This window comes from Nocardia sp. NPDC051750 (assembly GCF_044453135.1).
Taxonomy (GTDB): Bacteria; Actinomycetota; Actinomycetes; order Mycobacteriales; family Mycobacteriaceae; genus Nocardia.
In genome coordinates this window covers 969480-993226 of record NZ_JBITCK010000002.1, presented here as the reverse complement: position 1 = coordinate 993226, position 23747 = coordinate 969480, and the positions used below count along the sequence as shown (strand labels likewise).

Sequence of the window (23747 nt, the reverse complement as noted above, 5' to 3'; positions counted from 1 at the left end):
GATCGAGGAGGTTATCGGAATGAAGATCACGGTTATCGGCGGCGGCCACGGCTCGTATGCAGCGGCGGCCGATATGAGCGGGAAAGGACACGACGTCATCTGGTGGCGGCGTGATCACGCCGCGTTCACACCGCTGCTCGACGCGGGAGAAATCCGGGTCGAGGACCACCATGGGCATCATGTTGTGCCGATCGGTACCGAGGGCGGCATTACCGTCGAAGCCGATCTCGGCCGGGCGGTTTCGGGCGCAGAGATAATCATCGTGCCGATTCCCGCTTTCTCGCACCCCGATCTCGCCGAACGAATAGCGCCATACCTGACCGACGGGCAGGTGGTGTATCTGCCGCCGGGCAGCTTCGGTTCGGTGATCTTCGCGCGGGCGGTGGCCGCCGCCGGTAACTCCGCCAAGGTGGCCTTCGCCGAGACCGGGACGCTCCCCTATCTCGCGCGCAAGCACGGCGACAGCCGCGTCGTGGTGAGCGGCTACGCCACCCGGCTGCCCACCGGGGTCTTCCCCGCGCACGACAGCGAGCGAGCGCTGGCGGTGCTGGCGACGATCTATCCGGTCGAGCCCGTCGAGGATGCGCTGAGCGGGGCGTTGATGAATGCGGGCCCGATCATCCACCCGCCGTTGATCCTGATGAACGCCGGCCCGCTGCAGCATTTCGATACCTGGGACATCCACAACGAGGGCACGCAGGACGCCATCCGCCGCGTCACCACCGCGCTCGATGCCGAACGCATCGCCGTCCGCACCTCGCTCGGGTACGCGGCGCCGCATTTCCCGCTCGCGGACCACTACAGCTCCGACGGCGACGAATGGATGTACGGCAATGCCGCACACGAGAAGCTCACCGACAGCGGCGACTGGCGCGAGAACATCGACCTGCACACCCACCGGTACATGACCGAGGACGTCGAGATCGGACTGGCCCTGCTGACCTCGGTGGGCCACTGGGCGGGTGTACCGACACCGGTGGCTAGCGGCCTCCTCGCGATCGCCGGCGCGATCACCGGCCGGTCACCGGGCAGCGCCGGCCGGACACTGCCCGCCCTGGAGCTGGCCGAGCTGGACCGCGACGGAATGAAACAGTTTCTCCGCGAAGGATTCTCGCTGTGACGGCGGCCGTAGCGGTGGCCGGTGCGGGCCGCATGGGACAGGGTATCGCGGCCGCTCTCGGTTTCGGGAAGGTCGATGTCACCGTCGTCGACCTCCGCGACCGCGGCGCCGGAGCCGAGGCGTATCTCGCGGCGTCCCGGGCCGCGATCCGATCATCGCTAGAGCGGAAGGTCCAGCTCGGGCTGCTGGCCGCGTCCGACCTTGCGGGGGTGCTGGACCGGATCCACGTGGTGAGCCGGGCATCCGCGACGGCGGCCATGGCGGATGCCGGCCTCGTCTTCGAAGCGGTGCCGGAAGTACTCGATATCAAACGAGCGGCCTTGTCGTGGATCGAGTCGGCGGTCGACGCGGACACGCCCATCGCCTCGACCACCTCGAGTTTCCTGGTGAGCCGCCTCGCCGGATTCGTCGCGCGCCCGGACCGGCTGCTCAACGCCCATTGGCTGAACCCGGCCGATCTGATGCCGCTGGTCGAGGTCAGTCCCGGCGCGGCGACAGCACCCGCGGTGGTCGAGGCGACCTGTGAGCTGTTGTCCGCGGTCGGCAAGACACCGGTGGTCTGCGCCGCCTCGGCGGGATACATCGTGCCGCGACTGCAGGCACTGGTGATGAACGAAGCCGCCCGGATGGTCGAGGAGGGCGTAGCCGGTGCCGCGGAGATCGACCGGGCCGTCCGGATAGGATTCGGATCACGATTCGCCGTGCTCGGCCTGCTCGAGTTCATCGACTGGGGTGGCTGCGACACCTTGTTCCACGCCTCCAACTATCTCCGGGACGAGCTCGGCGAACGCTTCGGGCCCGCGCCGCTGGTCGAACAGAAAATGGCCGCCGGACGCCGTGGCGACACCGCCGAGGCCGGCTTCTACGATCTCGAGCCCGCGGCGTCGGACACCTACCGAGCGCAGCGCATCGCGGCCTTCGCCCAGGTCCTCGGCGCCACGGGACAACTTCACAAGTACGACGACCTCCCGCGAGACGTAGTCCGAGCGGCCGTGGGAGCTCTATCGACACGCCCAGCCGGCGGGTCACAGAACTGATGAGGAGAAGGCTGTGACAGCTCTCGATACACCCGAGCACGATGCCACGACTACGCGCGAGCGCCCGATGAAATTGGCGGTCGCCTCCGGAGTCGGCACCATCCTCGAGTTCTACGACTTCGCGATCTACGGCACCGCCACGGCGCTGGTGTTCAACAAGGTGTATTTCAACACCGACGATCCCTGGTTCGGCACCTTCCTCGGTTTCGCCACCTTCGCGATCGGGTTCGTCATGGCGCCGGTGGGCGCGGTGATCTTCGGACACTACGGGGACCGGTTCGGCCGGCGCACCGCGCTCACCACGGCCTTCATCTTGATGGGTTCGGCCACGTTGATCATGGGTCTGGTGCCCGACTCGCGGGCGATCGGGATCGCTGCGCCGTTGATACTCATTTTCCTCCGAATGCTGCACGGAATTTCGCGCGGCGGCGAGATCGGCGGCGCAGTTCTGCTGGCGGCCGAGCACGCACCCCCGTCGCGCCGCGGGCTCTACGGCTGCTTCGTCACCCTCGGGTCGCCGGTCGGCGCGATCCTGGCGAATACCGCCTTCGCGCTCGTGCTCCTGCTCCCGATGGATCAGGTCATCGCGTGGGGCTGGCGTATTCCGTTCCTGGTGGGCGGCGTCGTTCTGGTCATCGGTATCTGGACGCGGATGCGGATCGCCGAGACCCCGGAATTCGCCGACGCGAGTTCCGGCACGGAGCCGCCGGCCTCCCGGGGCCTGGCGGTAGTGCGGCAGGATTGGCGCGGACTGCTCCGCGCCGCCGGCGTCAACATCGGCCAGAACTGCTACGCATTCCTGCTGTTCACCTTCATGTTGTCCTTCCTGACCGAAGACGGCCCGGGCCGGGGTTTCTCGCGTTCCCAGGTGGTCTGGGGCATCACCCTCGCCCTCGCCTGCCATGCCGCGACGGTGGTACTCGGCAGTCATCTGTCCGACAGGCTGGGCCGTAAACCGGTGATCGGCTTCGGAATGGCTTCGGCCACGCTCTTCGCTCCGGTGCTGTTCTGGGTGACCGCCCACGGCTCGTTCCTGGCCTGTATCACGGTGATCTGTATCGGCTTCACCTTGACCGGGTTCGTCTACGGGCCGATGTTCACCATGTTCGCCGAGCAATTCCCGGTGGCCCAGCGGTACAGCGGCGTAGGTATCGGATACCAGGTGGGAGCGGTGGTCGGCGGCGGTATCGCGCCGATGGTCGCGAACCGGATCGTCAGCGGTACCGGCAGTGTGGTGCCGGTCGGCTTCTACGCCGCGGCGCTCATGCTGATCAGCCTGGTCGCGCTGCTGAAGGGGAAGGAGACCGCGCCGCAGGCGGTCGGGAAATCGTTCCGGATGCGACTCGGCGGGTACGCGGGCAAAGCTGACCGAGGTGGCCTGGGCGGGCTGCCCGCCGACGCGGCACCATTGGAGCAGTTCAGTAAGTGAGAACGCAACCGTCGCGCCGATGCCGGCCACCCCTCATCACGAAGTGGCCGGCATCGACGCAACACCCTCAGACCGGAATACGCTCTACCGCAGGCGGTTCCGTCGTACGCCCGGTCAGGGCGCGGATGCGTAGCGAGCGGAACACGGTGGCGGCCGCCGCGGCCTCGTCACCCCTCGGTGCACCGGCAAGCGCCACCAGAATGGAGACCAGGAAGGAGATCGGCGCCACCGCCAGCGCCGGGTTGGAGAACGGCAGGAGCGAATCCGCGCCCTGCACCGCGGGGCTGAGCAGGATCACCGCGACGGACAGGACCAGGCCGGTCACGATGCCGGAGATCACCGCGCGCGCGGTCATCCGGCGCCAGTACAGCGTCAGCAGCAGCGCCGGCAGGTTGGCACAGGCGGCGATGGACATACCGAGCGAGGCGAGGAACGCCACATTCTGCCGTTGCGCGGCGAAGGCGATGGCGACGCCGACCAGGCAGGTGGCGACCGTGGCGATCCGGGCCGCGCGATGCTGGGCGGTGGGCGACACCTTCCCGTTGCGCAGCACCTGGCCGTACAGGTCGTGCGCGATGGCGCCGGAGGTCGCGATGACCAGTCCCGACAGCGCGGCCAGAATGGTCACGAAGGCGACCGCGGCGACGAAGGCGAGCAGTACCCCACCGCCCAGGGTTTCCGCGAGCTGCGCGACGGCGAGGTTGCCGCCCTTGTTCTCCGCGGCGATCTCGTCGGGGCCGACGAGCACGGCGGCGCCGTAACCGAGCACCGGGATCATCAGGTAGAAGCCGAAGAAGATCCAGATGGAGGTGTAGGCCGAGGTGCGGGCCTGCTGCGCGTTCGGCACGGTGAGAAACCGGATCATTACATGCGGCAGGCCGAGGACGCCGAGCACCAGCCCGACCGTCTGCGACAACTGGTCGAACGAGGCCGCGTCACCGGAGCGCTGCGGGGCGACGAACTGCTGCCCGAACTCGGCGAGCGCGGTACTGAACGGCCCGAACGGGTTGAAGTCGAAACGCACCAGGACGAGGACGAACAGCACCACCGCGCAGACCAGCAGCAGGCCGGTCTTGATGATCTGGATCCAGCTGGTCGCCAGCATGCCGCCGACCAGGGTGTAGGCGGTGGTGAGCGCGCCGATGATCAGCACCGCGACCGTGTAGTCGAGGTCGAACAGCAACGAGACCAGCAGCGCCGCACCCACCAATTGCGATACCAGGTAGACCACGCTGATCACGACGGTGCTGACCGCCATCAGCGAGCGGACGTCCTTACCCGGAAACCGGGTGGCCAGCACATCGGCCAAAGTGAAGCGGCCGAGGTTGCGCAGCGGTTCGGCGATGAGCAGCAACGCCAGAACGAACGCGATCGGGACGAAGACGGCGAGGTAGAAACCGTTGAACCCGGTGAGCGCGATAGCTCCGGTGACACCGAGGAACGAAGCGGCGGAGATGAAATCTCCGGCGATGGCGACACCGTTCTGCCGTCCGGTGAGCGCACCACCGGCGACATAGTGGTCGGCGGCGGATTTGTTCTGCCTGGCGGCCCAGGCGGTGATCAGCAGGGTCACCGCGACCAGGGCCGCGAACAGCGAGGCTGAGACGAGGTTCATGCGCGGGCGCCTTCCTGTGCGACGCGGGCCTCGAGCTCAGCGGCCCGAGCCATGTAGTAGCGGGCCACCACGATGGCCACGGCGAACTGGAAGAAGGCGTAGAGCCAGGCGACGGTCACGCCGCCGGCCACCACCGTGTCCAGGATGGAGGTGAATCCGCCCAGGATGGGCAGTGGGAAGAACAGGAGAAGGACCACCGCGCTGAGCCGGAACACCAGACGGGCGCGTTCCCGGGCGAGCTCTTCGAGACCGGAATTCCCTTCGGGCGCGGCGGGATCGGAGTGAGAATGTTCCATTGGGCATCGTCTTTCGGCTGTGTGATTTACTACACGCTAAAGCGGCGATGTGAGGTGGAACATCGGAAGAATTCCCGGTGCGGATACGGAATACCTTTATTCCGGCCGAGCGGATCAGATCAATTCGATCAGGAGTTTACGGGTTTTCGCCCGGGAGACGCAGAGCGCCATCTGGTCACCGGCGGCTTTGTCCGCGACGGACAGGCAGTTGTCGCGATGCTCCGGTTCACCTTCGAGGACGTTCGAAACGCAGGAACCACAGATTCCTTCCTCACAGGATTTGAAGACATCGATACCGTTTTCTTCGAGTACCGAAAGAATCGACCTGTTCGCGGGGATTTCGAAACTCTCACCGGTGTCGAGCTCGACGGTGAAAGCGGTATCGCCGGACGTGTCGACCTCGGCCGCCTCGAAATGTTCGATATGGATATTGCCGTCGCCGATCACCGGTGTCACGAACTCGGCGACCGTATCCATGAAGCCGGCCGGCCCGCAGGTGTACACCGCGCTTCCACCGGACAGGCCGGCGGCCACCGCTGCCAGCGCGGTGCGCTGTGCGTTGCGGGTGCAGCCGATGTGCAGCTGCACCCGGTGACGGAACTCTGCGCGGTTTTCCAGGAGATCGAGGAATGCGGTGTCCGGCCGGCTGCGGGTGAAGTAGTGCAACGTGAACTCCGCTCCGGTGGCATGCAATTCGTAAGCCATGCTCAGCAGCGGGGTGACACCGATACCGGCGCCGACCAGCACATGCTGGTCGGCGGCCGGTGCGACGGTGAGGATATTGCGCGGCTCCCCGATCGCGATGATGTCGCCTTCGCGCACCTCGTGCAGCGCCGCCGAGCCACCGCGGGATTCCCGTTCCCGTTTCACCGCGATGGTCAGCGACGCGGTCTCCGCGGGCGGCCCGCACAGCGAATACTGCCGGAGGACGCCGGTCGGTCCGGTGACATCGATATGCGCGCCGGCCCGGTAGGGGCCCAGCGGCGCACCGTCCTCCCGCACCAGGCGCAGCGAGCGGATACTCGGTGTCTCCGCCACGATTTCGGCGACCACCACTTTGGTATCGGTCACGGGGAACTCCTAACGCATGTAGAGGCCGCCGTTGGCGTCCCAGCATGCCCCGGTGACCGACGCGGCGGCCGGTGACGCGAGCAGGGCGACCATCTCGGCGATGAACGCCGGATCGCCGAGACGCCCGACGGGAATGGACCGGGCGAAGGTTTCGAGGTTGTCCGCGCCGACGATGTCGTGCACCACCGGCGAATCCTGCGGGCCGGGCGAGACGGCGTTCACCGTGACCCCGGACGCGGCCAGTTCGCGGGCGAACACCTTGGTCAGTGAGATGACCGCGCCCTTGGCGGAGGCGTAATGCCCGCCGGTGGCGGTGCCGCCGTTCTGCCCGGCGAGCGAGGCCATGTTCACGATCCGGCCGTACCCCTGCGCGGCCATATGCGCGCCGAACAGCTGGCAGGCCTGGAATGTGCCACGGAACCCGACGGCCATCACGCTGTCGAGTTCTTCGGGGGTGATCTCCAGTAGCGGCCGGGCCTGGGTGCGCGCGGCATTGTTCACCAGCACCTGTACCCCGCCGAAGTCGGCGACCACTGTCGCGAGCAGCTTCTCCAGCGAGCCCTTGTCCGCGACGTCGGCCGCGTAGCCCCGTGCCCCGACAGCACCGTCGAGTTCGGCGGCCAGCGCGGCGGCGGCGGTTCCGTCCAGGTCGGCGATCGCAACGGTATGCCCACCGGCGTGCAGCCGGCGCACGATATGCGCGCCGAGGCCGCCCGCGCCGCCGGTGACCACGGCGACCGGCGCGGTCACAGCAGGAACCCCGCGGCGGGCACGGCATCCTCGCTGTCGACCAGCCGGATCACCTTGCGCGCGATCCGGTCGGCGGCAGGCGTCGCACCGAGCCGGATACGGTATTCGACGTCTCCGGCCCAGATGTCGTGGCGGCCGCGTTTGTAGGCGACGATGATCTGAGCGGCCCGCAGGTGTACCTCGTCCTCGGTGACGTTCGCCGGGACGAAGCGGGAGACGGTACGGGTGGTGACGGCGGCGTCGACGGCGGCGATCGCGTGGCCCTCGGTCATCCGGACGACGCGCATTGCGCGCATGCGGGCGTCGTCGTAGATCATGTTCAGGGTGTTGTCGAAATCGTCGGTGCCGCGGTCGATCGGTACCACGTAGTGGGCGTCGGCAGTGTAGAGCTCCTGCCAGGCGTGATACTCCCTGCGGTCGAGCAGCTCGGCTTCGCGCCAGACCAGCTCGATCGCCCGCGCGACCCGGCTGTCGGTGAACACCGCCGTCGCGGTGCGGGTGTCAGTCATCGCTCATCATCTGCTTCCACTGCTGATACGCGGCGCGCATTCCGGTCTCGTCGGTGACATGGGCCGTCGGCCAGCCTTCGGGACTCGGCTTCTCGCGGGCGAGGCCGCGGTTGACCAGGATCGGCATATCGGGGTCGGCCTGCGCGCCGCGCTGGACGCGGTCCCAGCCCTCGGCGTCGTCAGGAGTGCCGAAGCCGAAGGGGCCCTGGAAGTGTTCGTGTACCCGCAGCCGGGCCCGGTTGACCGGGTTCACGATCTCGGCGGGACCATCGGGGCCGATGGCCACATGCTCGATCGTGGTCTCGTCGACCGAGATCGGGCGCAGGACGCGGAAGAACGCCGCGGACATGGATACGTTCGGGAACAGGTTGAGGTTGAATCCGGTGCCGTGCATGGCGCGCACGAGTTTCCGGACGGCGGCGTCGTCGAGGCCGGTGGTCTTCAGTTCGGCGATCAGGTCGTCGAACCGGGCCTGCAGCGGTTCGCTGCCGTCGTCGGCATCGAGGTCGGCGTGTTCGGGCACCATCTGCATCACGCTGTGACCGTTGCCGAGGTCGTGGGTGACCGCCGCCGGGTCGGTCATGAACGACATCATGTCGGCGGTTTCGGCGTCGACCGAGGCCATCCAGGAGCGATGCACGATCGGGAAGTGGTAGCCGTCGGTGGTGTTCTCCAGCTGGATCTTCCAGTTTCCGTGGAAGGTGAACCGGTGGGTGCCCAGCACCTTGATCGGGTAGCCGCCGCCCTGTTTCATGAATCGGTCGATCCAGAGCTTCGCGTCACCCAGGAAGTCGGTGAGCGGTTCGATATCGGCGTTGAAGGTGGCGAACACCATGCCGCCGTAGGTTTCGGTGCGCAGCTTCTTCAGCGACAGATCGCCCTTTTCCACCACACCCTCGTAACCGTCGGGGTACGGGATACCGCGCAGTTGTCCGTCCAGGCTGTAGGACCAGGCGTGATAGGGGCAGGTGAAGCCGTTGGCCACACCGGTTTTCTGCTCGCAGATACTGGCGCCGCGATGCCGGCAGCGATTGAGCAGGGTGTTGAGTTGTCCCTTGCGATTGCGGGTCACGATCACCGGCTGGCGGCCCACGTGCGTGGATTTGAAACTGCCGGGTGTGGGGAGTTCGGATTCGTGGGCGACCCAGATCCAGGTGCTTTCGAAGATCCGGGTGATCTCCTGTTCGAAAACCTCCGGGTCGGTGTACATCCGGGCCGCGACCCGATCCGCACCGACCAGATCGGCGGGTGCCGGGTGCGGGAGTGCTGCGCTGTGCGCGGTCATGATGCCTCCTGGCGGGTTGGTCAGTACTGGCGCGGGGTGAGCGCGCGGCCGATGCGGGCCTCGATCTTCAGGAATTTCCAGAGTTTCCAGTCGCTCGTGCCGACCGGGATGGTGCGGACCAGGTTGCAGGCCGCTGTGACGGTGTCGTGGCTGTCGGCGTCGGCGAGGAGATAGCAGGTCCACGGCCAGCTGTCGGACGGCCCGACCATGGTGGAGTCGTCGTCGATATCGCCGATGAAGTCGATCCCGTCGAGGGCTTTGATGCCGTCCATCAGGGCGACGAAGGCGGTCCACACGTCGCCGGTGGTGACTCCGCCCTGCGGAAGGTCGAAGAAGTTCTGGTTGATGCCGATACAGAAGAGAACGCGCAGCGGGCTGTCGGTCACGGAAGGTCCTGTCGTCGAAAGAGGTTGTTGTTCAGCGGAATCCGGGCACGTTGGGGGGCTGTCCCATCAGGACGGCGCCGGCGGCGTCGACCAGGCCCGGTCCGAGGAAGGCGTGCTGCTGCGGTACCAGCGCATCGCCGGCCCACTGTTGTAACGGGTGGCCGTGGAAGATGGCGGCAGTACCGGAGATCTCCACGAGCCGGTTCACCACCGAGGCAGCGGTGGCGGCGATATGGGTCGCCGCGAGCCGCAGGTGGGCGTTCTGCTCGGCGGTCGCGGGATCACCACGCAGCACCGTCTCCCACACCTCCTCGGTGACCTCGTAGAAATAGGCGCGGGCCGAGCGCAGATCGGCTTCGGCCTGCGCGACCGCGGTCCGGTAGTAGGCGCGATCGGCCAGCTTGGGCGCGCCGGTGATACCCGACCGGCCCGCACCGATCTCGACGGCATGGTCGAGGGCGGCCCGGGCCACCCCGGCGCCGACCACCGCCAGCACCTGGGCGGCGTAGGCGATGGCCGGGTACCGGTACAGCGGTTCGTCCACGGTCGGTTCGCCGCCGCGGATGAAGGTCCACTCCCGCGGTACCACCACATCCCGCACCACCAGATCGAACGAGCCGGTGCCACGCATACCGACCACGTCCCAGTCCTGGACGATCTCCACCTGCTCGGGACGCAGCACCGCGGTGCGGGGCTTACCCTCGGTGCTCGCGTCACCGGGTATGCCGACGCCGAGAACATCGGCGCCCATACATCCGCTGGCGAATTTCCACCGTCCGTCGATCCGGAAGCCGCCGTCGGCCTCGGGCGCCGGCTGGATCGGGAACAACCCGCCGGCGAACACCACATCGGGACCGTCGGCGTACAGCGCGGCCTGGGTGTCCAGCGGTAGCGCGGCGAGGTAGACCAGCGCCGAGCCGAAGCTGGCCACCCAGCCGGTGGAACCGTCCACCACGGAGATGCGTTCGACGATGCGCAGGAACTCGGCCGGCGGCAATGGTTCACCGCCGAAGCGGCGCGGGGTCGCGGCACGGTAGACGCCGGTTTCCTTGAGCCGCGCGACGAAATCCCGCGGCACGTATTTCTGCTCGCCGAACTCCTGCCGCCGCACGGCGAGCTCGGCGAGGACGTCGTCGAGATTCGCCGCGCCGGTCGCGGATCCGACCGTGGCTTGCGAGGTGGTCACGATCCCCTGCTCCTGTCGTCGATGGGCTGTACTTCGACGGTAGGGAGAGCGCGGTCACACGAACATCGGTAATGCCCGCGCCCGAACCGGTGTGAACCACCACCCCCGTAGGGGAAACCTTCAGCTGCCCCGGACGATCGCGAACGGGCAGGTCGGAAAAGCTACGCTGGCGCGATGTCCGTCGATCCGCGCGCTCCCGAACTGGTCGTCTCGGATTTCGTCACGATGATGAACGCCACCGAGGTATGCGTCCTGGTGCACGACGCCGCGACCAAGAACATCCTGTGGGCGAACCCAGCGGCGTGCGCGATGCTCGGTTTCGATCTCGCCGAGCTCCGGCCGTTGAAGGCCCACGATATGAGCAGTTCCGCCCAGCAGTACGACCGCGTGATCGGCCGCGCCTGGCTCCAGGACGCCGTCGAGCACGGCAGCAGCCGGATCGAATGGCATTACCGGTCCAAATCGGGGCGGATCATTCCGACCGACGCGGTGGCCACCCGGGTCGAACTCGCCCAGGGCCCTGCGGTGATGGTGCAGTTCCGCGATATCGAACGCGAACAGCGCACCGAGCGCGCCCTGCGGCTGACCACCACCTATGTGGACGCATTGGCCCGGCACACATCCACCCTGGCGTTCGTCCTCGACGAGGCCGGTGAGATCCGCTTCGCCACCGATACCGCCCTCACTCGCCTGGGGCTGGACCCGGCCGTCGAACTGCCCGAAGGGCCGCGGCTCACCCGCTACGCCCACCTGCACCGCGACAACCGGCGCACCGACTGGGCGGCGGTGGCCGCGAACGCCGACCCGGTCACCTCGGTGCGGCTCGAGATCGGGCGGCCGGACGGGTCCACCTCTTGGCTCGACGGCAGCCTGGAACGGCTGGACGAAGCCGGCGTACCCGCCTACCTCATGCTGGTACACGACGTCTCCGACCGGATCCGCGACGAGGAGAAACGCGGCCTGGAACTGCAGCGGGAGAACTATCTGGCCCGCTACAATGCCATGGGCGATATGGCGATGGCCATCGCCCACGAGCTGGGCCAGCCGCTGGCCGCCGCCGGCAACTACGTCGCGGGGATCCGCTCGCATCTGCCCGCCGGCGAGGTCCTCGATCATCGCGTCACCTTCGGCTTGGACGCGGCCCGTAAACAGATCGACCGGGCCGCGACCATCGTGTCCACCCTGCGCGCTTTCGTCGGCCATCTGGAGCAGGTCGAACAGGTCGCGGATCTGAACGACATAGTCACCGAATGCCTGTATTTCGTGCGATTGCGGGCAGCGGACGCCGGAGTACAGGTCGACCTGGAACTCTCCGGCGATCCGGTCGAGATCCGCTGCGAGCGGGTGCTCACCGGGCAGGTCATCGTCAATCTGTGCTTCAACGCCATCGACGAGATGGGCCAGTGCCCGCCCGAGACCCGGCGCATCGTGCTCACCACCGCCCTCCGTGACGACAGCGGATGCTTCACCGTCCGTGATCACGGCCGCGGGGTGCCCCGGGATCCGTTCCTCGATTCGTTCACCTCGAAAGCACACGGCAGCGGAATCGGGCTGGCGTTGAGCTATCGGATCATCACCCGCCAGCACGGCAGCATCTGGTGCCGGCCCGCGGACGGCGGCGGTTCGGTATTCGGTTTCGCCCTGCCGGCGCCCGCGCCGGATAAGTAAAACCTTCAGCGCACCCGGAGAAAATCTCGATACCTCGAGGCGCAGATCACTCGTAGCGTCGAGGATATGACCAAGCAATTGACCGCCGAGCAGCGTGACTTCCGGGCTGCGATGTCGAATCTTTCGGCCGCAGTCAACGTCGTCACCACCAACGGACCGCGTGGTCGCGCAGGTATCACGGTCAGCGCTGTGTGCTCGGTAACCGACGCACCGCCGACGATGCTCGTCTGCGTCAACCAGACCAGTTACGCCCACGCGATCTTCCGGCGCAACCAGCGGCTCTGTGTGAACATCCTGAGTTCGTCCGACGAGGAGCTGGCCGGGCATTTCGCCGGTGCCACCGGAGTTCCCATGGCCGAACGGTTCGAGTGGCCGATCTGGGACCACGACACCGAAGACATTCCGATGCTGCGTACCGCGGCGGCGCGAGTGGTGGGCCGGATCATCAGCGATCACACCCAGGGGTCGCATTCGATCTTCCTGGTGAGTGTGCAGCGCGTCGATGTCCGGGAAAACACCGGCGCGCTCGTCTATTTCCAGCGGCGCTTCCACAGCATCGGCAACGACCGTGGCGCGCACCCCGAGCAGGAGAACACCGGATGGACGACGCGGACCACCGCATGACGCTGATGTGCTACAACGACACCCACGGCTACGGCTGGCGCCATGTGGACCTGTTCCTGCACGACGCCGAGGGGCGCGAGCTCAACTGGGTGCACTGGCAGGTCACCGAGGACGGCCCCGACGCCGCCGACCGGATCACCGCGGTCGCCGAACCCGGCCTGCGCCGCACCTCCGAGTGGCGGCACGGAGTGAGCGCCGCGGGTATGGACTACTGGTCGGCCGATGCGATGTGGGTGGAATCATGACATTCTCCGAATCCTTCTATGCCCCTTGGTCTTTACGCGAGCTGGTCGACGACCTCGCCGCCGGGCGCACCGATGCCGCGGCGGCATGGGAACGCTCGGCCGCCCGGATCGCAGCCACCGAGCACACTCTCGCCGCCTGGGTGGCCCGCGGCCCACGGCCCGAATTACCCACGCCGAGTGGGCCATTGGGTGGAATTCCGGTCGGCGTGAAGGACATCATCGATGTCGCCGGGTATCCCACCCGGTGCGGTTCGGCGCTGCGCGCGGACAGCGCACCGGTGGATCACGACGCGGCGATCGTCGGGCTGTGGCGGGCCGCGGGGGCACTTCCCGCGGGCAAAACCGTCACCACCGAATTCGCCTATTTCGCGCCGGGTCCCACCCGGAATCCGGCGGCGCCGGACCATACGCCCGGTGGTTCGTCGAGCGGTTCGGCGGCCGCGGTCGCCGCCGGCCAGGTACCGCTGGCGCTCGGTTCGCAGACCGCGGCCTCGGTGACCCGGCCCGCCGCCTACTGCGGTGTCGCGGCCCTGGTCCTGACGCGGGGTCTGCTACCCACCACCGGTGTCACCGGACTCGCGCACAGCCTGGACAGTCACGGCTTCTACGCCGCGGAGGTCCGCGACCTGGCCTGTGCCTGGGCGGCGTTACGCGGGGAGCCGGACCCGGCTGCCACCCCCTCGAGTCCGCCGCGGGTGGCCTTCTGGTCGGCGTCCCCGCTGGACGCGGTGCAGCCGGTCATGGCCGAGGCGATCGCGGTGTTGCGGGAACGGCTGGCCGCGGACGGCGCCACCGTCACCGATTTCGCCGCGGAGCAGGCCGTCGCCGATACCACCGCCGCGCACCGGGTGGTGATGGCCTACGAGGCCGCCCGGCTACGCGCCACCGAACTCGCGCACGCCGACGCGCTGAGTGCACCGCTGGCCGAGCTGCTGCGCACCGGTGCCGCCACCGACCGGCAGGACTACGACGCGGCCCGCGCGATCGTCGAACGCACCCGGCAGGAGGTGCTGGACCTGTTCGCCGGCTACGACGCCGTCGTCGGACCCGCCGCCCCCGGCCCCGCCCCGGCCGGTCTGACCGCCACCGGTGACCCGGTACTCAGCCGCGCCTGGCAGGCACTCGGATTGCCGGTGGTCACCGTTCCCGGCCTGCGCACACCGCAGGGCCTGCCACTCGGCGTGCAGGTCATCGGCCCACCGCGCTCCGAGGCGACACTGCTCCGGACTGCTTCGTGGATCCAGGCTCGTACCGTCGACGGGAGAACGTCGTGACCGAGAGCGAAACCATCGACCGGCTGACCCGCCGGATCGAGACCCTGGAGGGCGAGGCCGAGGTACGCCGGCTCCAGGCGCGCTACATGTTCCTGTGCGATACCCCCTGCCCCGAGTTCGGGGTCACCGACGACGCGCACCGGATCGACCTCATCATGGAGCTCTACGCCGAGGACGCGATCTGGGAGGGCGTCGGCGAATACTACGACGACCAGTTCGGCCGGCTCACCGGGCGCGACGCCATCCGCGCCCATTTCGAACGGTTCTGGGATGCGGGCCGCGAGCCCGCCCTGGTGCTCAACGCGCACTATCTCACCGCCGAACAGATCCACGTGGACGGCGATTCGGCCACCGGCCAGTGGATCCATATGCAACCGTGGCTGTATTCCGACGGCACCGGACTCCTGCGTTCCAGCCGGCTCAACAATGCCTTCCGCCGGGTGGACGGTGCGTGGAAGGTCACCCGCACCCGCACCGAGAACGTTTTCGTCGCCCCGCTGCCGCACGCCTTCGCGGACAGTTTCCCGGCCGGTTCGGTCCTGATGAGGCCGTGATGGAGGTGTCCACGAGGTATTCGCCGAACACGTACGCGAGCGACCCGCCCGGCTGCGTCGCCGTAGAATCGGCGGGCATGAGCGGTGCGTCCTCCCCCGTCGTCCATATCGTCGACGACGACGAGGACCTGCGCCAATCGCTGGCCTTCCTGCTGCAGAGCGTCGGCATCGACGCACTGACCTACGCCACCGCGGCCTCCTTCCTGGAGGAGGCCGATCTGGACGAGGCCGGTGTCGTCATCGTCGATGTCCGGATGCCCGGCCTCAGCGGCTTCCAGCTCCAGGAGGAACTGAACCGGCGCGACTACCCCGCCCCGGTCATCTTCTGCTCCGCGCACGGGGACATCCCGATGTCGGTGCGCGCCTTACGTGCCGGTGCCGTCGATTTCCTGGAGAAACCCTACGAGCCGCAGCGCATGCTCGAGGTGGTGCAGGAACAGCTGCTGGCCGCGGACCGGGCCTTCGCGGAGCGCGCCGAACGCCTGGCCGTCGAGCGCCGGCTGGCCGATCTCACGCCCCGCGAACGGGAAGTGCTGCACCTGGTGATCGAGGGCAGATCCAGTCAGCAGATCGCCAGCCGGCTCGGCACCAGCGTGAAAACCGTCGATGTGCACCGGGCGCGGATCAAGGCGAAAACCGGTGCCGAGAGCCTGGGCACGCTGGTCCGCGACATCCTCGCCTACCAGGTCACGGTCTGACCCTCAGGGCGTCCAGCCCAAGCCGCGGCTGAGTTCACCGGCCGCCGCCGAGACACACGCGCTCGCGGTGCGCTCGAATTCCTCGGCTGTCGTCCGGCCGGTGGAGGTCGAGCAGGCGATGACCGCGACGACTTCGCCGGACTGGTCCCGCACCGGAACGGCGATCGAGATCAGTCCTTTCTCCAGTTCTTCGGAGGTGAGTGCATAGCCTTTTTCCCGGACGAGGGCGAGCTCGCGTTCGAGTTGTCCGGCATCGGTGATCGTCGTGGCGGTCAGCGGGCGGAACTCGGTCGCGGCGATCACCTCGTCGAGCGTCGCCCGCGGCGCCCACGCCAGCAGCGCGCGGCCCATGGAGGTCGCATACGCCGGGACGCGGGTGCCGACCGAGACATTGATGCTCATGATCCGGCGCACCGGTACCCGCGCGGCGTACACCACCTCGGCGCCGTCGAGGACACCGAGCGAGGCCGATTCGTGCAGCTCGTCGGCTACCGCCAGCAGATGCGGCATCGCCTGTTCGAGCAGCGTGTGGGTCGCCGAGTAGTGCTGCCCGATGCTCAGCACCCGGGGCGTGAGCGTCCAGCGCGGGCCCGAGCCGGCCACGTAGCCGAGCCGCTGCAAGGTGAGCAGAATGCGGCGGACCACCGGTTTCGCCAGCCCGGTGGCGTGCGCGAGCTCGGCCAGGGTGGGGTTCGGCCGGTCGCTGTCGAACGCGGTCAGCACGGCGAAACCCCGCTCGATGCTCTGGATGTAGTCGCGCTCGTTCTCACTCATCCGACCCGATCCCGTTCCCTTCTTGACAAACCGAGTGACCACGCGCACAGTAATCGGTACGCACAGCGTCAGTCTAGTACGCATAGCGTACTCATTCTTCCCCCGGTTCTCTCCGAGGAGCACGATATGACCACCACCGAATCCGTTTCGCCCACCGCGCTGGGCTCCGGCACCGCCGCCACCGACAAGTTCAAAGGCGAACGGGCCACCGCCGACACCTCCCCGGAGCGCCTGGCGGCCATCGCCCGCGACGCACTGAGCGCCCTGCACACCGTGATCCTCGAGCACGGCGTCACCTATCCCGAGTACCGCGTGTTCAAGCAGTGGCTGATCGATGTGGGCGAAGGCGGCGAGTGGCCGCTGTTCCTCGATGTGTTCATCGAGCACGCGGTGGAGGAAGTGCTGGCTCGCAGCCGTAAGGGCACCAAGGGCACTATCGAAGGCCCCTACTTCGTCCCGGACGCCCCCGAACTGCCCGCCGAATGCGAGCTGCCGATGCGCGCGCAGGACCGCGAACAGACTCCGTTGATCTTCTCCGGGCAGGTCACCGATCTCGACGGCACCGGCCTGGGCGGCGCGAAGGTCGAACTGTGGCACGCGGATGCCGACGGCTACTACTCGCAGTTCGCCCCGCACCTGCCGGAATGGAACCTGCGCGGAACCATCGTCGCCGACGCCGAGGGCCGGTATTCGATCCGCACCATTCAGCCGGCGCCCTACCAGATCCCGACCGACGGCCCGACCGGCGCCTTCATCACCGCGCAGAGCGGTCACCCGTGGCGGCCGGCGCATCTGCACCTCATCGTCTCGGCCCCCGGCCGCGAATCGGTGACCACCCAGCTCTATTTCCGCGGCGGCGAATGGATCGACAGCGATGTCGCCTCGGCCACCAAACCCGAGCTGATCCTCGACCCGGTCACCGGCGACGACGGCGTCAACCGCGTCACCTACAACTTCGCGCTGGACCCCGCCTGACCCACTCCGCCGCCGCGAGAAAGAGTTTCGATGTCCGACCTGTCGATCGTCTCGATCGAGACCACCGTCCTGGATGTGCCGCTGGTGCGCCCGCACAAGTTCGCCACCACCTCGATGGACGCCCAGCCGCTCCTGCTGGTCGGGATCACCACCGCCGGTGGCGTCACCGGCTACGGCGAGGGTGTGGTGCCCGGCGGCCCGTGGTGGGGCGGTGAATCGGTCGAGACGATGCAAGCCCTGATCGAGCGGTACATGGTCCCGGTGCTGCTCGGCCGGCGGGTCGACGAGATCACCGCCGTTATGGCCGGTATCGAGCGGGTGGTGGCCGGGGCGCGCTTCGCCAAAGCCGCGGTCGACGTCGCGCTGCACGACGCCTGGGCCCGCTGCCTGAACGTCCCGGTGCACACCCTGCTGGGCGGCGCCTTCCGCACCAGCGTGGATGTCACCTGGGCGCTGGGGTCGGCGCCGGTCGAGGAGATCATCGCCGAGGCCCGGGACAAACTCGAGAACCGTAAGCATTTCAGCTTCAAACTCAAAATGGGCGCCCTCGACCCCGCCACCGACACCGAGCGCGTCCTGCGGGTGACCGAAGCCCTCGCCGGGCAAGCCGGAGTCCGGGTCGACGTCAACGCGCGCTGGGACCGGCTCACCGCCCTGCGCTACCTGCCCCGGCTGGCCGACGGCGGTGTCCAGCTGATCGAACAACCCACCCCCGGTGAACAACTCGAGGTCCTGGCGGAACTGAACACGCTGCTGCCGATCCCGGTGATGGCCGACGAGAGCGTGCACACCCCGCACGACGCCCTGGAGGTCGCCCGCCGCGGCGCCGCCGACGTGATCGCGGTCAAGACCACCAAATGCGGCGGCCTGCGCCGCAGCCGCGAGGTCGTGGCCGTCGCCCGCGCCGCCGGCCTGGCCTGCCACGGCGCCACGTCGATCGAGGGCCCGATCGGCACCGCCGCCTCGATCCATTTCGCCTGCGCCGAACCCGGAATCGATTTCGGCACCGAACTTTTCGGCCCCCTGCTGTTCAGCGAGGACCTGCTCCAGCAACCGCTGCACTACAGCGACGGGCAGGTCCACCTGCCCACCGGCCCCGGACTCGGGGTGGAACTGAACATGGACGCCGTCAAACGGTGGACCCGGAACTAGGAACGAGACGAATGCACCTCTACCACGTGCGCATGGACGTTGCCATCCCCCGCGACCTCGACGACGCCGTCCGCGCCGATATCGTCGCCCGCGAGAAGAAATACTCCCAGGAACTCCAGCGGGCCGGGAAGTGGGTCCACATCTGGCGCATCGTCGGCCAATACAGCAACATCAGCGTCTTCGCCGTCGACTCCCCCGCCGAACTCCACGAAATCCTGTGGAACCTCCCCCTCTTCCCCTACATGACCATCGACATCATGCCGCTCACGACCCACCCGTCCGCGCTCGAACCGGCGGCTTGACCCCGGCAGGCTCCGCCCGGGAATCGGCGTGCCGAGCAACCGTTTCGCCGCCGGCCGCGTAGATCGCCGAGCCACCCTCGCACTGCAACGGCAGCCGCACCACCGGGAGAATCGGCACGGGAGTCCAGTTCGTCCGCACCTCGATCTTGTTGGTGTACACGACCGGAACCCGAACTGCCGCGCGTAGAACTCGCCGATCGTGGTGCACTACCGCCGGAACACACCGGCGACCACCGGCAGCCTCGGAGTGGGCGCCGAATCGTTGAACCTGCCGTGACCTCGTACTATGAGGCGAAACTTCTCACGTAGCCTGTTTACTCGGGAACACGGAGCGCTCCGCCATGAAATACACCGTCTCGATCGAGATCGCCCTGCCGCGGGAGCGAGTGGCACAACTGCTCGCCGACCCGGCACACCTGCCGAAGTGGCTGCGGGGTCTGGTTCTGCACGAGCCGCTGAGTGGGGTGCACGGGCAGGTCGGCACCACGTCGCGGGTCGTATTGCAGACGGGGAAGCAGAAGATGGAGGCGACCGAGACCATCATGCGCCGGGAACCGGCAGACCTGCGTGAAATCCCGAAAGAGAGCGTCGTTCACTTCGACCGCGAGATCGTCGGCGGGGGTATGTGGAGCGCCGCGCGCGAGCGGCTGACCGAAGCCGGTCCGGAAACGACGCTCTGGGAGAGCGAGAACGAGTACCGGTTCGACGGCTTGATGATGAAGCTGGTGGGGCTCCTGATGCCCGGCGCCTTCCGCAAGCAGTCGCTGCAGCACATGCAGGACTTCAAGGCGTTCGCCGAGCAGGGAAAGGACGTCCGCGAAACGAACGACTGATCTACGATCAGCGCTCGTCCCCCGAAGGGCGGGAGCAGTCGGCGGTCCACCGCACCGCGCTCCCGGTCGGCGAATAACGCAGTGATTCAGGACAGTGCCTGCCAGAGGCACAATGCCTGACCACCGACGGCGAGCAGTGGCCAGATGAACAGAGGAAATCTACGGCGCGCGGCGACGCGACGACCGGTGTTGCGGCTCTGCTCCCCGAACCGGTCCGGTTCCGCCGAATTCATTCAAGGTGCGGACCTTGTTCGAGTATGCGTATTGTGATGCGAATTTATTTGCAGTACAGGGGAAGAGGGGAATTCGATGTCTGTCGATAAAGCAGCCCACCGTCTACCGGTCGTGGCCGCGCTGATCTCCGGTCTTGCGGTCGTGGCGGTGTCGACCACCGTCGGTGCGGGAACTGCCCAGGCGGTACCGGCCGGACACGCGTTCTGCACCGCGGTCCCGGTGGGCAGCAAGCTCGATATCGATTGCACGAACACCGATGTCGGAGCGGCCACAGCAGGGGTCATAGGTTTGTGCACCAACCTGCGCATCCTGTACCGAGCCGGGGAGCGGATGCGCCCCGAATCGACGGTCGAATGGAGCGAGGACTGCGGTCCGGGAGCCCACCCGATCCTGTGGCAGGCGAGCGCCGAAACCGACTACCAACGGAGTATGCGCGCCGAGTGACGCGGCTCGGCCCAGACGGCCGAATCCCGACAACTTATCGGCACCGACCGCTCGCTATTCGAGCCGTACTCCGACCTCGGCGGCGGCCTCGGAGACAACAGCTCCGGCCTCCATGAGGAACGGGTTCTTGAGAAGTCCCTGCATCGTAGGCGCGTGGACCGCCGCAACTTCGGTCTACCTCACTCCGTACGGTCCGGCAATCTCCTCGATCCGAGCGATGAGCAGGAAGTCGAGTTCGGTCACCACATCTCCGGCTGTATGCGTCGTCATAGAGACTCTCAGCCGATCCCACCTGATGTCGATGTCCGGACGATGCTCCAACTCGACCGCCGCCTTGCCGATCTCGGCGACGATCTCGATTGCAGTGTCGTAGTCGACTTCGAAGTCTTTCGTGACGGTAGAGGCATCTCCGCGCCAGCCCTCCAGAGCCGCAAGCCTTTCGCTCACCTGCTCGGCAGTAAGTACCTCATCTCTTGGTGCCACGTTGCTACCTCCCGACTACTTTTCTGCGAAGTCTGACAGCAGTTCTTCAAGCTCACGGCCCGCCGACTCGTGGCTCCAAGGTTCCATGCGCTTCCGTAGCATGAAGAGTTCCGAGCGCATCCGCGCCGATCCCGTCTCGACCGCCAGCGGCGGAATTGCGGCAACAGTAGCGACGGCTTGTTCAGGCTCCCCTGCGGCGGCCAAGGTCTGCGCGTGCCGTGCGCTGAAGACTCCCCGATCACGACTCTCGGAAGCCGGGATGTCGGGAAGGATTTCCTCCCACAGCTTCATCGCGTCGCGCGTTCGCCCCAGCCGGGTCCAGACAGTGGCCCGCTGCACGTCGATGTACCTGGGCGACCGGCAGGCGCCCCACGGGTACTCGTCGTCGACAGCGTCGAGCAGGGCTGCGGCCTCGTCGAACAGTCGGCCACACTCGTCGGCCGCATTGTCACCAGCGATCAAAGATGTGCCGTGGGCAGCCTGCTGGAGCAGGAGGATTTCTACCTTGGGGCATAGGCGTGTGCGCTGATGCAACGCCGCACCGGTCAGGTCCAGGACTCCGTGTCCGTCTCTCTTATCCGCCTCGAGCATGGCCTTGTTGTGAAGCGCGAAGCCCACGAGCTGTACATCCTGTGAGCGATGCGCGCGCTCGAGCATCTGGTCGAGCCAGTAGGCCGACCTGCGCAGGTCTCCCGCGTCCTGATAGAGCCATCCGATAAATGCAGCGTAGCCTGTCGCAACGCTCCAAAAATCGCCGCGCAGCCTTCCGCTCGCCCCACCGGCCAATCTGCACAGCAACTCGTACTGCGGAATGGCTGTCGGTATCAACTGCAAGGAACCGAGAAACCGGTCCGCCGTGTAGTGCCCCGCCAGTTGGCTCCGGAAGTAGTCCACGAGTTCAGGCGCTACTGGCGGCATTGCGTCAGAGGGCTTGGCCGCGAGTTCCGTCAGTCCCAGGAGCGCGGTCCCGAACTGTCGACGGTTCACATCATCGACCTCGGCTTCCTGCACATCGTGCACAACTGAGGGGCTGCCCAGATTTGGCTGTGAGCCCCGATCGGGTCGAACAGGAGCGTCCGGATCCTGCCGTGCGGTCTCGAAGCGCGCCCGCTGCTCGTCGTCGAGTCTCCTGCGGGTGGTGTCCATGCACTCGGAGTACTTCGCACCCAGCGTGATGTCCGCGCCCCTCCGCTCCCATTTGCCGACCGACTCGATCGAACAACCGATCCGGTCGGCGAACTGAACCTGCGTGTCCCGCAACGCTGTACGCAGCGCGGCGACCTCGATCCCAGTCCACCTGATAATCGTCATTTTTCGGCGTTCTCCCCTCCGCTGCAATACCGCCAGGGTACGGCCTCCGTACGGGTTCGGTGTGTCCTTCTGCCGCAAGAACACAGCAATGCTGAAACCAATCATTACCGCAGTCCGCAGAGGCGCACGCTCGACTTTCGCCCCGACAGAACCCGGAGCCGACCGTTTTGCCCGTTCCTTCAACCGAAACCACCGTCCGCGAGCCAGCCTGCGTGGACCCGATCCCTTCCGGTACCGCCGCGGTCGACGACCACCTGCGTCAGGAACTACCGAAACTCCCCACCAGGCGTACGCACAACCAGTCGATGGCGGCCACCCTCCGACTCTGGCACACCCGCAACCGCGACCTCCTCGAGCGCGTCGCCGCCGGCCTCCGCCACCTCGACCACCCGGCAGCCTGCAAGAGCACCGACCCCATCCGCAGGCGAGCACACGCCATCCACCTGATGGCCGACCACACCAAACACAACTGCCCCCGGTTCCGGCTCGCGGCACAGTACATCGAGGACAACCAGTGACCGCCGGACCGAGGGCATGCGGCTCGCTCCCGGTACGTCCCTATCGAATCGTGGAGGAGCAAGCACAGTGACGGAACCGGACGCACCGACACGGGCGGTTACCCTCCTGCACAGCACCCACGACCCGGCCACCTACGAAGCACTGACGCGGAAACACCGGCTGACCATCGTCCACACCATCCACACCGATACCGTCGCCGTCCTGGCCGCGCTGATCGCCGTCCAGTACGCCCTCGAGCACGCCGCGAACGCGGTCGTGATCCCCCACCTCGGCGCCCTCGAGCCGCGCACCCCGTGGTGGGTGGTCACCCAAGCCGCCGACCTGATCACCGGAACGCAGAAGTATCCCCTCGGGTCGGCACTCACCACACAGCACAGGACCGAACAATGATCGCGCTCGGATTCGCCATCGCGATCGGCCTGCCACTCGCCGTGCTGATCCTGTCGGTGATACTGCCCGAACGCCGGGACAAGCCATGAACCCGCCGTGTCCTCAGCCGGCCGTCACGGTGACGCGTCGAACGAGTTCCCCGGCGACTGCACCGAAAGCGGTTTCGGCCTATTCCCCGGTCCGAGACCCGGGCATACCCCAGCACTCACCCAGCCCTCCGGAGACCACCACAACTGCTGTGACAGCTTCGATCCGATCATCAACGTTCGACGGTAGGCACGAAGGGCCGCCGGGGATGACGATCGGGGGACTACGGCGGTCAGGGTCGATCCCGACGCTCTACGCGCTTGGGCGCAGTGGCTGTATGTCGGAACCGCTCAGCGTCACTATTCCAAGCGTTTCACCGTCATCAGCGACAAATTCAACTTCATAAACGACATTCAGCGGACTGGTTCCGTAAACGGAAACCACTGCGCCGACCGTATTTTCCGGTATCTCTTGACCGCCGATTCCTGGCCAGAACGGCTTGGTTTCAGGGGAAACTGCGTGCAGCAGTTTCACTGTGTCGCCTTCACTGTACACA

29 protein-coding genes are annotated in these 23747 nt (G+C 67.1%); 16 read left to right on the top strand and 13 right to left on the bottom strand.

Features of this window, described 5'->3' with window-relative positions; translation table 11 throughout:
- Window positions 1-19 precede the first annotated feature (19 nt).
- The 3 genes from ACIA75_RS12015 to ACIA75_RS12005 are packed head-to-tail and all read left to right on the top strand — an operon-like array spanning window position 20 to window position 3586.
- Window positions 20-1120, top strand: coding sequence for an NAD/NADP octopine/nopaline dehydrogenase family protein (locus tag ACIA75_RS12015; RefSeq protein ID WP_397102824.1), 1101 nt, complete (start codon window positions 20-22; stop codon window positions 1118-1120).
- Window positions 1117-2157: a 3-hydroxybutyryl-CoA dehydrogenase gene (locus tag ACIA75_RS12010; RefSeq protein WP_397102822.1), complete on the top strand. Its 1041-nt coding sequence runs from the start codon at window positions 1117-1119 to the stop codon at window positions 2155-2157. Before ACIA75_RS12015 ends, ACIA75_RS12010 begins: the two co-directional genes overlap by 4 nt.
- Before the next feature lie 13 nt (window positions 2158-2170).
- Window positions 2171-3586: an MFS transporter gene (locus ACIA75_RS12005; protein ID WP_397102820.1), complete on the top strand. Its 1416-nt coding sequence runs from the start codon at window positions 2171-2173 to the stop codon at window positions 3584-3586.
- Window positions 3587-3653: 67 nt separating this feature from the next.
- Here ACIA75_RS12005 and ACIA75_RS12000 read toward each other — a convergent pair whose 3' ends face one another.
- From ACIA75_RS12000 to ACIA75_RS11965, 8 genes are all read right to left on the bottom strand, one after another.
- A complete protein-coding gene (locus ACIA75_RS12000; RefSeq protein WP_397102818.1) occupies window positions 3654-5201 on the bottom strand; it encodes a cation acetate symporter in 1548 nt (515 codons plus the stop codon).
- On the bottom strand, window positions 5198-5497 hold the full coding sequence (locus tag ACIA75_RS11995) for a DUF485 domain-containing protein (RefSeq protein WP_397102816.1): 300 nt from the start codon (window positions 5495-5497) through the stop codon (window positions 5198-5200). Before ACIA75_RS11995 ends, ACIA75_RS12000 begins: the two co-directional genes overlap by 4 nt.
- 114 nt (window positions 5498-5611) lie before the next feature.
- The gene (locus ACIA75_RS11990; protein ID WP_397102814.1) at window positions 5612-6568 is read right to left on the bottom strand and encodes a PDR/VanB family oxidoreductase; all 957 of its coding nucleotides are present in this window, start codon (window positions 6566-6568) and stop codon (window positions 5612-5614) included.
- Between the two features lie 9 nt (window positions 6569-6577).
- Window positions 6578-7318, bottom strand: a complete 741-nt coding sequence (locus ACIA75_RS11985) for an SDR family NAD(P)-dependent oxidoreductase (protein WP_397102812.1) — start codon at window positions 7316-7318, stop codon at window positions 6578-6580.
- Window positions 7315-7827 carry an aromatic-ring-hydroxylating dioxygenase subunit beta gene (locus ACIA75_RS11980; RefSeq protein WP_397102810.1) on the bottom strand — a complete coding sequence of 171 codons (513 nt, stop codon included), beginning with the start codon at window positions 7825-7827 and terminating at the stop codon, window positions 7315-7317. Before ACIA75_RS11980 ends, ACIA75_RS11985 begins: the two co-directional genes overlap by 4 nt.
- Window positions 7820-9112, bottom strand: a complete 1293-nt coding sequence (locus ACIA75_RS11975; protein ID WP_397102808.1) for a Rieske 2Fe-2S domain-containing protein — start codon at window positions 9110-9112, stop codon at window positions 7820-7822. Before ACIA75_RS11975 ends, ACIA75_RS11980 begins: the two co-directional genes overlap by 8 nt.
- A gap of 20 nt (window positions 9113-9132) precedes the next feature.
- Complete coding sequence (locus tag ACIA75_RS11970) at window positions 9133-9498, bottom strand: hypothetical protein (RefSeq protein WP_397102806.1); 366 nt, start codon at window positions 9496-9498, stop codon at window positions 9133-9135.
- Between the two features lie 31 nt (window positions 9499-9529).
- Window positions 9530-10684: an acyl-CoA dehydrogenase family protein gene (locus ACIA75_RS11965; protein ID WP_397102804.1), complete on the bottom strand. Its 1155-nt coding sequence runs from the start codon at window positions 10682-10684 to the stop codon at window positions 9530-9532.
- Between the two features lie 174 nt (window positions 10685-10858).
- Here ACIA75_RS11965 and ACIA75_RS11960 point away from each other — a divergent pair, with 174 nt between their 5' ends.
- The 6 genes from ACIA75_RS11960 to ACIA75_RS11935 all read left to right on the top strand — a co-directional run bounded on the left by ACIA75_RS11960 (window position 10859) and on the right by ACIA75_RS11935 (window position 15747).
- Window positions 10859-12352 (top strand): ATP-binding protein, encoded by a 1494-nt coding sequence (locus ACIA75_RS11960; RefSeq protein ID WP_397102802.1) that lies wholly within the window; start codon window positions 10859-10861, stop codon window positions 12350-12352.
- A 66-nt stretch (window positions 12353-12418) separates the two neighbouring features.
- A complete protein-coding gene (locus ACIA75_RS11955) occupies window positions 12419-12976 on the top strand; it encodes a flavin reductase (RefSeq protein ID WP_397102800.1) in 558 nt (185 codons plus the stop codon).
- Window positions 12952-13221, top strand: coding sequence for a hypothetical protein (locus ACIA75_RS11950; RefSeq protein ID WP_397102798.1), 270 nt, complete (start codon window positions 12952-12954; stop codon window positions 13219-13221). Before ACIA75_RS11955 ends, ACIA75_RS11950 begins: the two co-directional genes overlap by 25 nt.
- The gene (locus ACIA75_RS11945; protein ID WP_397102796.1) at window positions 13218-14495 is read left to right on the top strand and encodes an amidase; all 1278 of its coding nucleotides are present in this window, start codon (window positions 13218-13220) and stop codon (window positions 14493-14495) included. Before ACIA75_RS11950 ends, ACIA75_RS11945 begins: the two co-directional genes overlap by 4 nt.
- Complete coding sequence (locus ACIA75_RS11940) at window positions 14492-15049, top strand: nuclear transport factor 2 family protein (RefSeq protein WP_397102794.1); 558 nt, start codon at window positions 14492-14494, stop codon at window positions 15047-15049. Before ACIA75_RS11945 ends, ACIA75_RS11940 begins: the two co-directional genes overlap by 4 nt.
- 77 nt (window positions 15050-15126) lie before the next feature.
- Window positions 15127-15747, top strand: coding sequence for a response regulator transcription factor (locus tag ACIA75_RS11935; RefSeq protein WP_397102792.1), 621 nt, complete (start codon window positions 15127-15129; stop codon window positions 15745-15747).
- Between the two features lie 3 nt (window positions 15748-15750).
- On the opposite strand, the gene ACIA75_RS11930 is transcribed toward ACIA75_RS11935, so the two are convergent.
- Entirely contained in the window at window positions 15751-16521 is a 771-nt protein-coding gene (locus ACIA75_RS11930; protein ID WP_357979764.1) for an IclR family transcriptional regulator C-terminal domain-containing protein, read from the bottom strand.
- 126 nt (window positions 16522-16647) lie between these two features.
- Here ACIA75_RS11930 and catA point away from each other — a divergent pair, with 126 nt between their 5' ends.
- The 4 genes from catA (at window position 16648) to ACIA75_RS11910 (ending at window position 19783) form a co-directional block, all read left to right on the top strand.
- Window positions 16648-17496, top strand: coding sequence for a catechol 1,2-dioxygenase (gene catA, locus ACIA75_RS11925; protein ID WP_397102789.1), 849 nt, complete (start codon window positions 16648-16650; stop codon window positions 17494-17496).
- A gap of 30 nt (window positions 17497-17526) precedes the next feature.
- Window positions 17527-18648 (top strand): muconate/chloromuconate family cycloisomerase, encoded by a 1122-nt coding sequence (locus tag ACIA75_RS11920; protein WP_397102787.1) that lies wholly within the window; start codon window positions 17527-17529, stop codon window positions 18646-18648.
- A gap of 11 nt (window positions 18649-18659) precedes the next feature.
- Window positions 18660-18950, top strand: a complete 291-nt coding sequence (catC, locus tag ACIA75_RS11915) for a muconolactone Delta-isomerase (RefSeq protein ID WP_397102785.1) — start codon at window positions 18660-18662, stop codon at window positions 18948-18950.
- A gap of 341 nt (window positions 18951-19291) precedes the next feature.
- Window positions 19292-19783: an SRPBCC family protein gene (locus ACIA75_RS11910; RefSeq protein WP_397102783.1), complete on the top strand. Its 492-nt coding sequence runs from the start codon at window positions 19292-19294 to the stop codon at window positions 19781-19783.
- Window positions 19784-19869: 86 nt separating this feature from the next.
- On the opposite strand, the gene ACIA75_RS11905 is transcribed toward ACIA75_RS11910, so the two are convergent.
- Window positions 19870-20016 carry a hypothetical protein gene (locus ACIA75_RS11905; protein WP_397102781.1) on the bottom strand — a complete coding sequence of 49 codons (147 nt, stop codon included), beginning with the start codon at window positions 20014-20016 and terminating at the stop codon, window positions 19870-19872.
- Window positions 20017-20092: 76 nt separating this feature from the next.
- Here ACIA75_RS11905 and ACIA75_RS11900 point away from each other — a divergent pair, with 76 nt between their 5' ends.
- Window positions 20093-20461, top strand: coding sequence for a hypothetical protein (locus ACIA75_RS11900; protein ID WP_397102779.1), 369 nt, complete (start codon window positions 20093-20095; stop codon window positions 20459-20461).
- Window positions 20462-20635: 174 nt separating this feature from the next.
- On the opposite strand, the gene ACIA75_RS11895 is transcribed toward ACIA75_RS11900, so the two are convergent.
- Both ACIA75_RS11895 and ACIA75_RS11890 read right to left on the bottom strand, forming a co-directional pair.
- A complete protein-coding gene (locus ACIA75_RS11895; protein WP_397102777.1) occupies window positions 20636-20944 on the bottom strand; it encodes a 4a-hydroxytetrahydrobiopterin dehydratase in 309 nt (102 codons plus the stop codon).
- A 15-nt stretch (window positions 20945-20959) separates the two neighbouring features.
- Window positions 20960-22360, bottom strand: coding sequence for a helix-turn-helix domain-containing protein (locus ACIA75_RS11890; protein WP_397102775.1), 1401 nt, complete (start codon window positions 22358-22360; stop codon window positions 20960-20962).
- A gap of 107 nt (window positions 22361-22467) precedes the next feature.
- On the opposite strand from ACIA75_RS11890, the gene ACIA75_RS11885 reads away from it, so the two are divergent.
- Entirely contained in the window at window positions 22468-22773 is a 306-nt protein-coding gene (locus tag ACIA75_RS11885) for a hypothetical protein (protein ID WP_397102773.1), read from the top strand.
- Window positions 22774-22840: 67 nt separating this feature from the next.
- Complete coding sequence (locus ACIA75_RS11880; protein ID WP_397102771.1) at window positions 22841-23164, top strand: hypothetical protein; 324 nt, start codon at window positions 22841-22843, stop codon at window positions 23162-23164.
- Between the two features lie 339 nt (window positions 23165-23503).
- Here the strand turns inward: ACIA75_RS11880 and ACIA75_RS11875 are convergent, their stop codons facing one another.
- Window positions 23504-23725: a DUF4926 domain-containing protein gene (locus ACIA75_RS11875; RefSeq protein ID WP_397102769.1), complete on the bottom strand. Its 222-nt coding sequence runs from the start codon at window positions 23723-23725 to the stop codon at window positions 23504-23506.
- Window positions 23726-23747 lie beyond the last annotated feature (22 nt).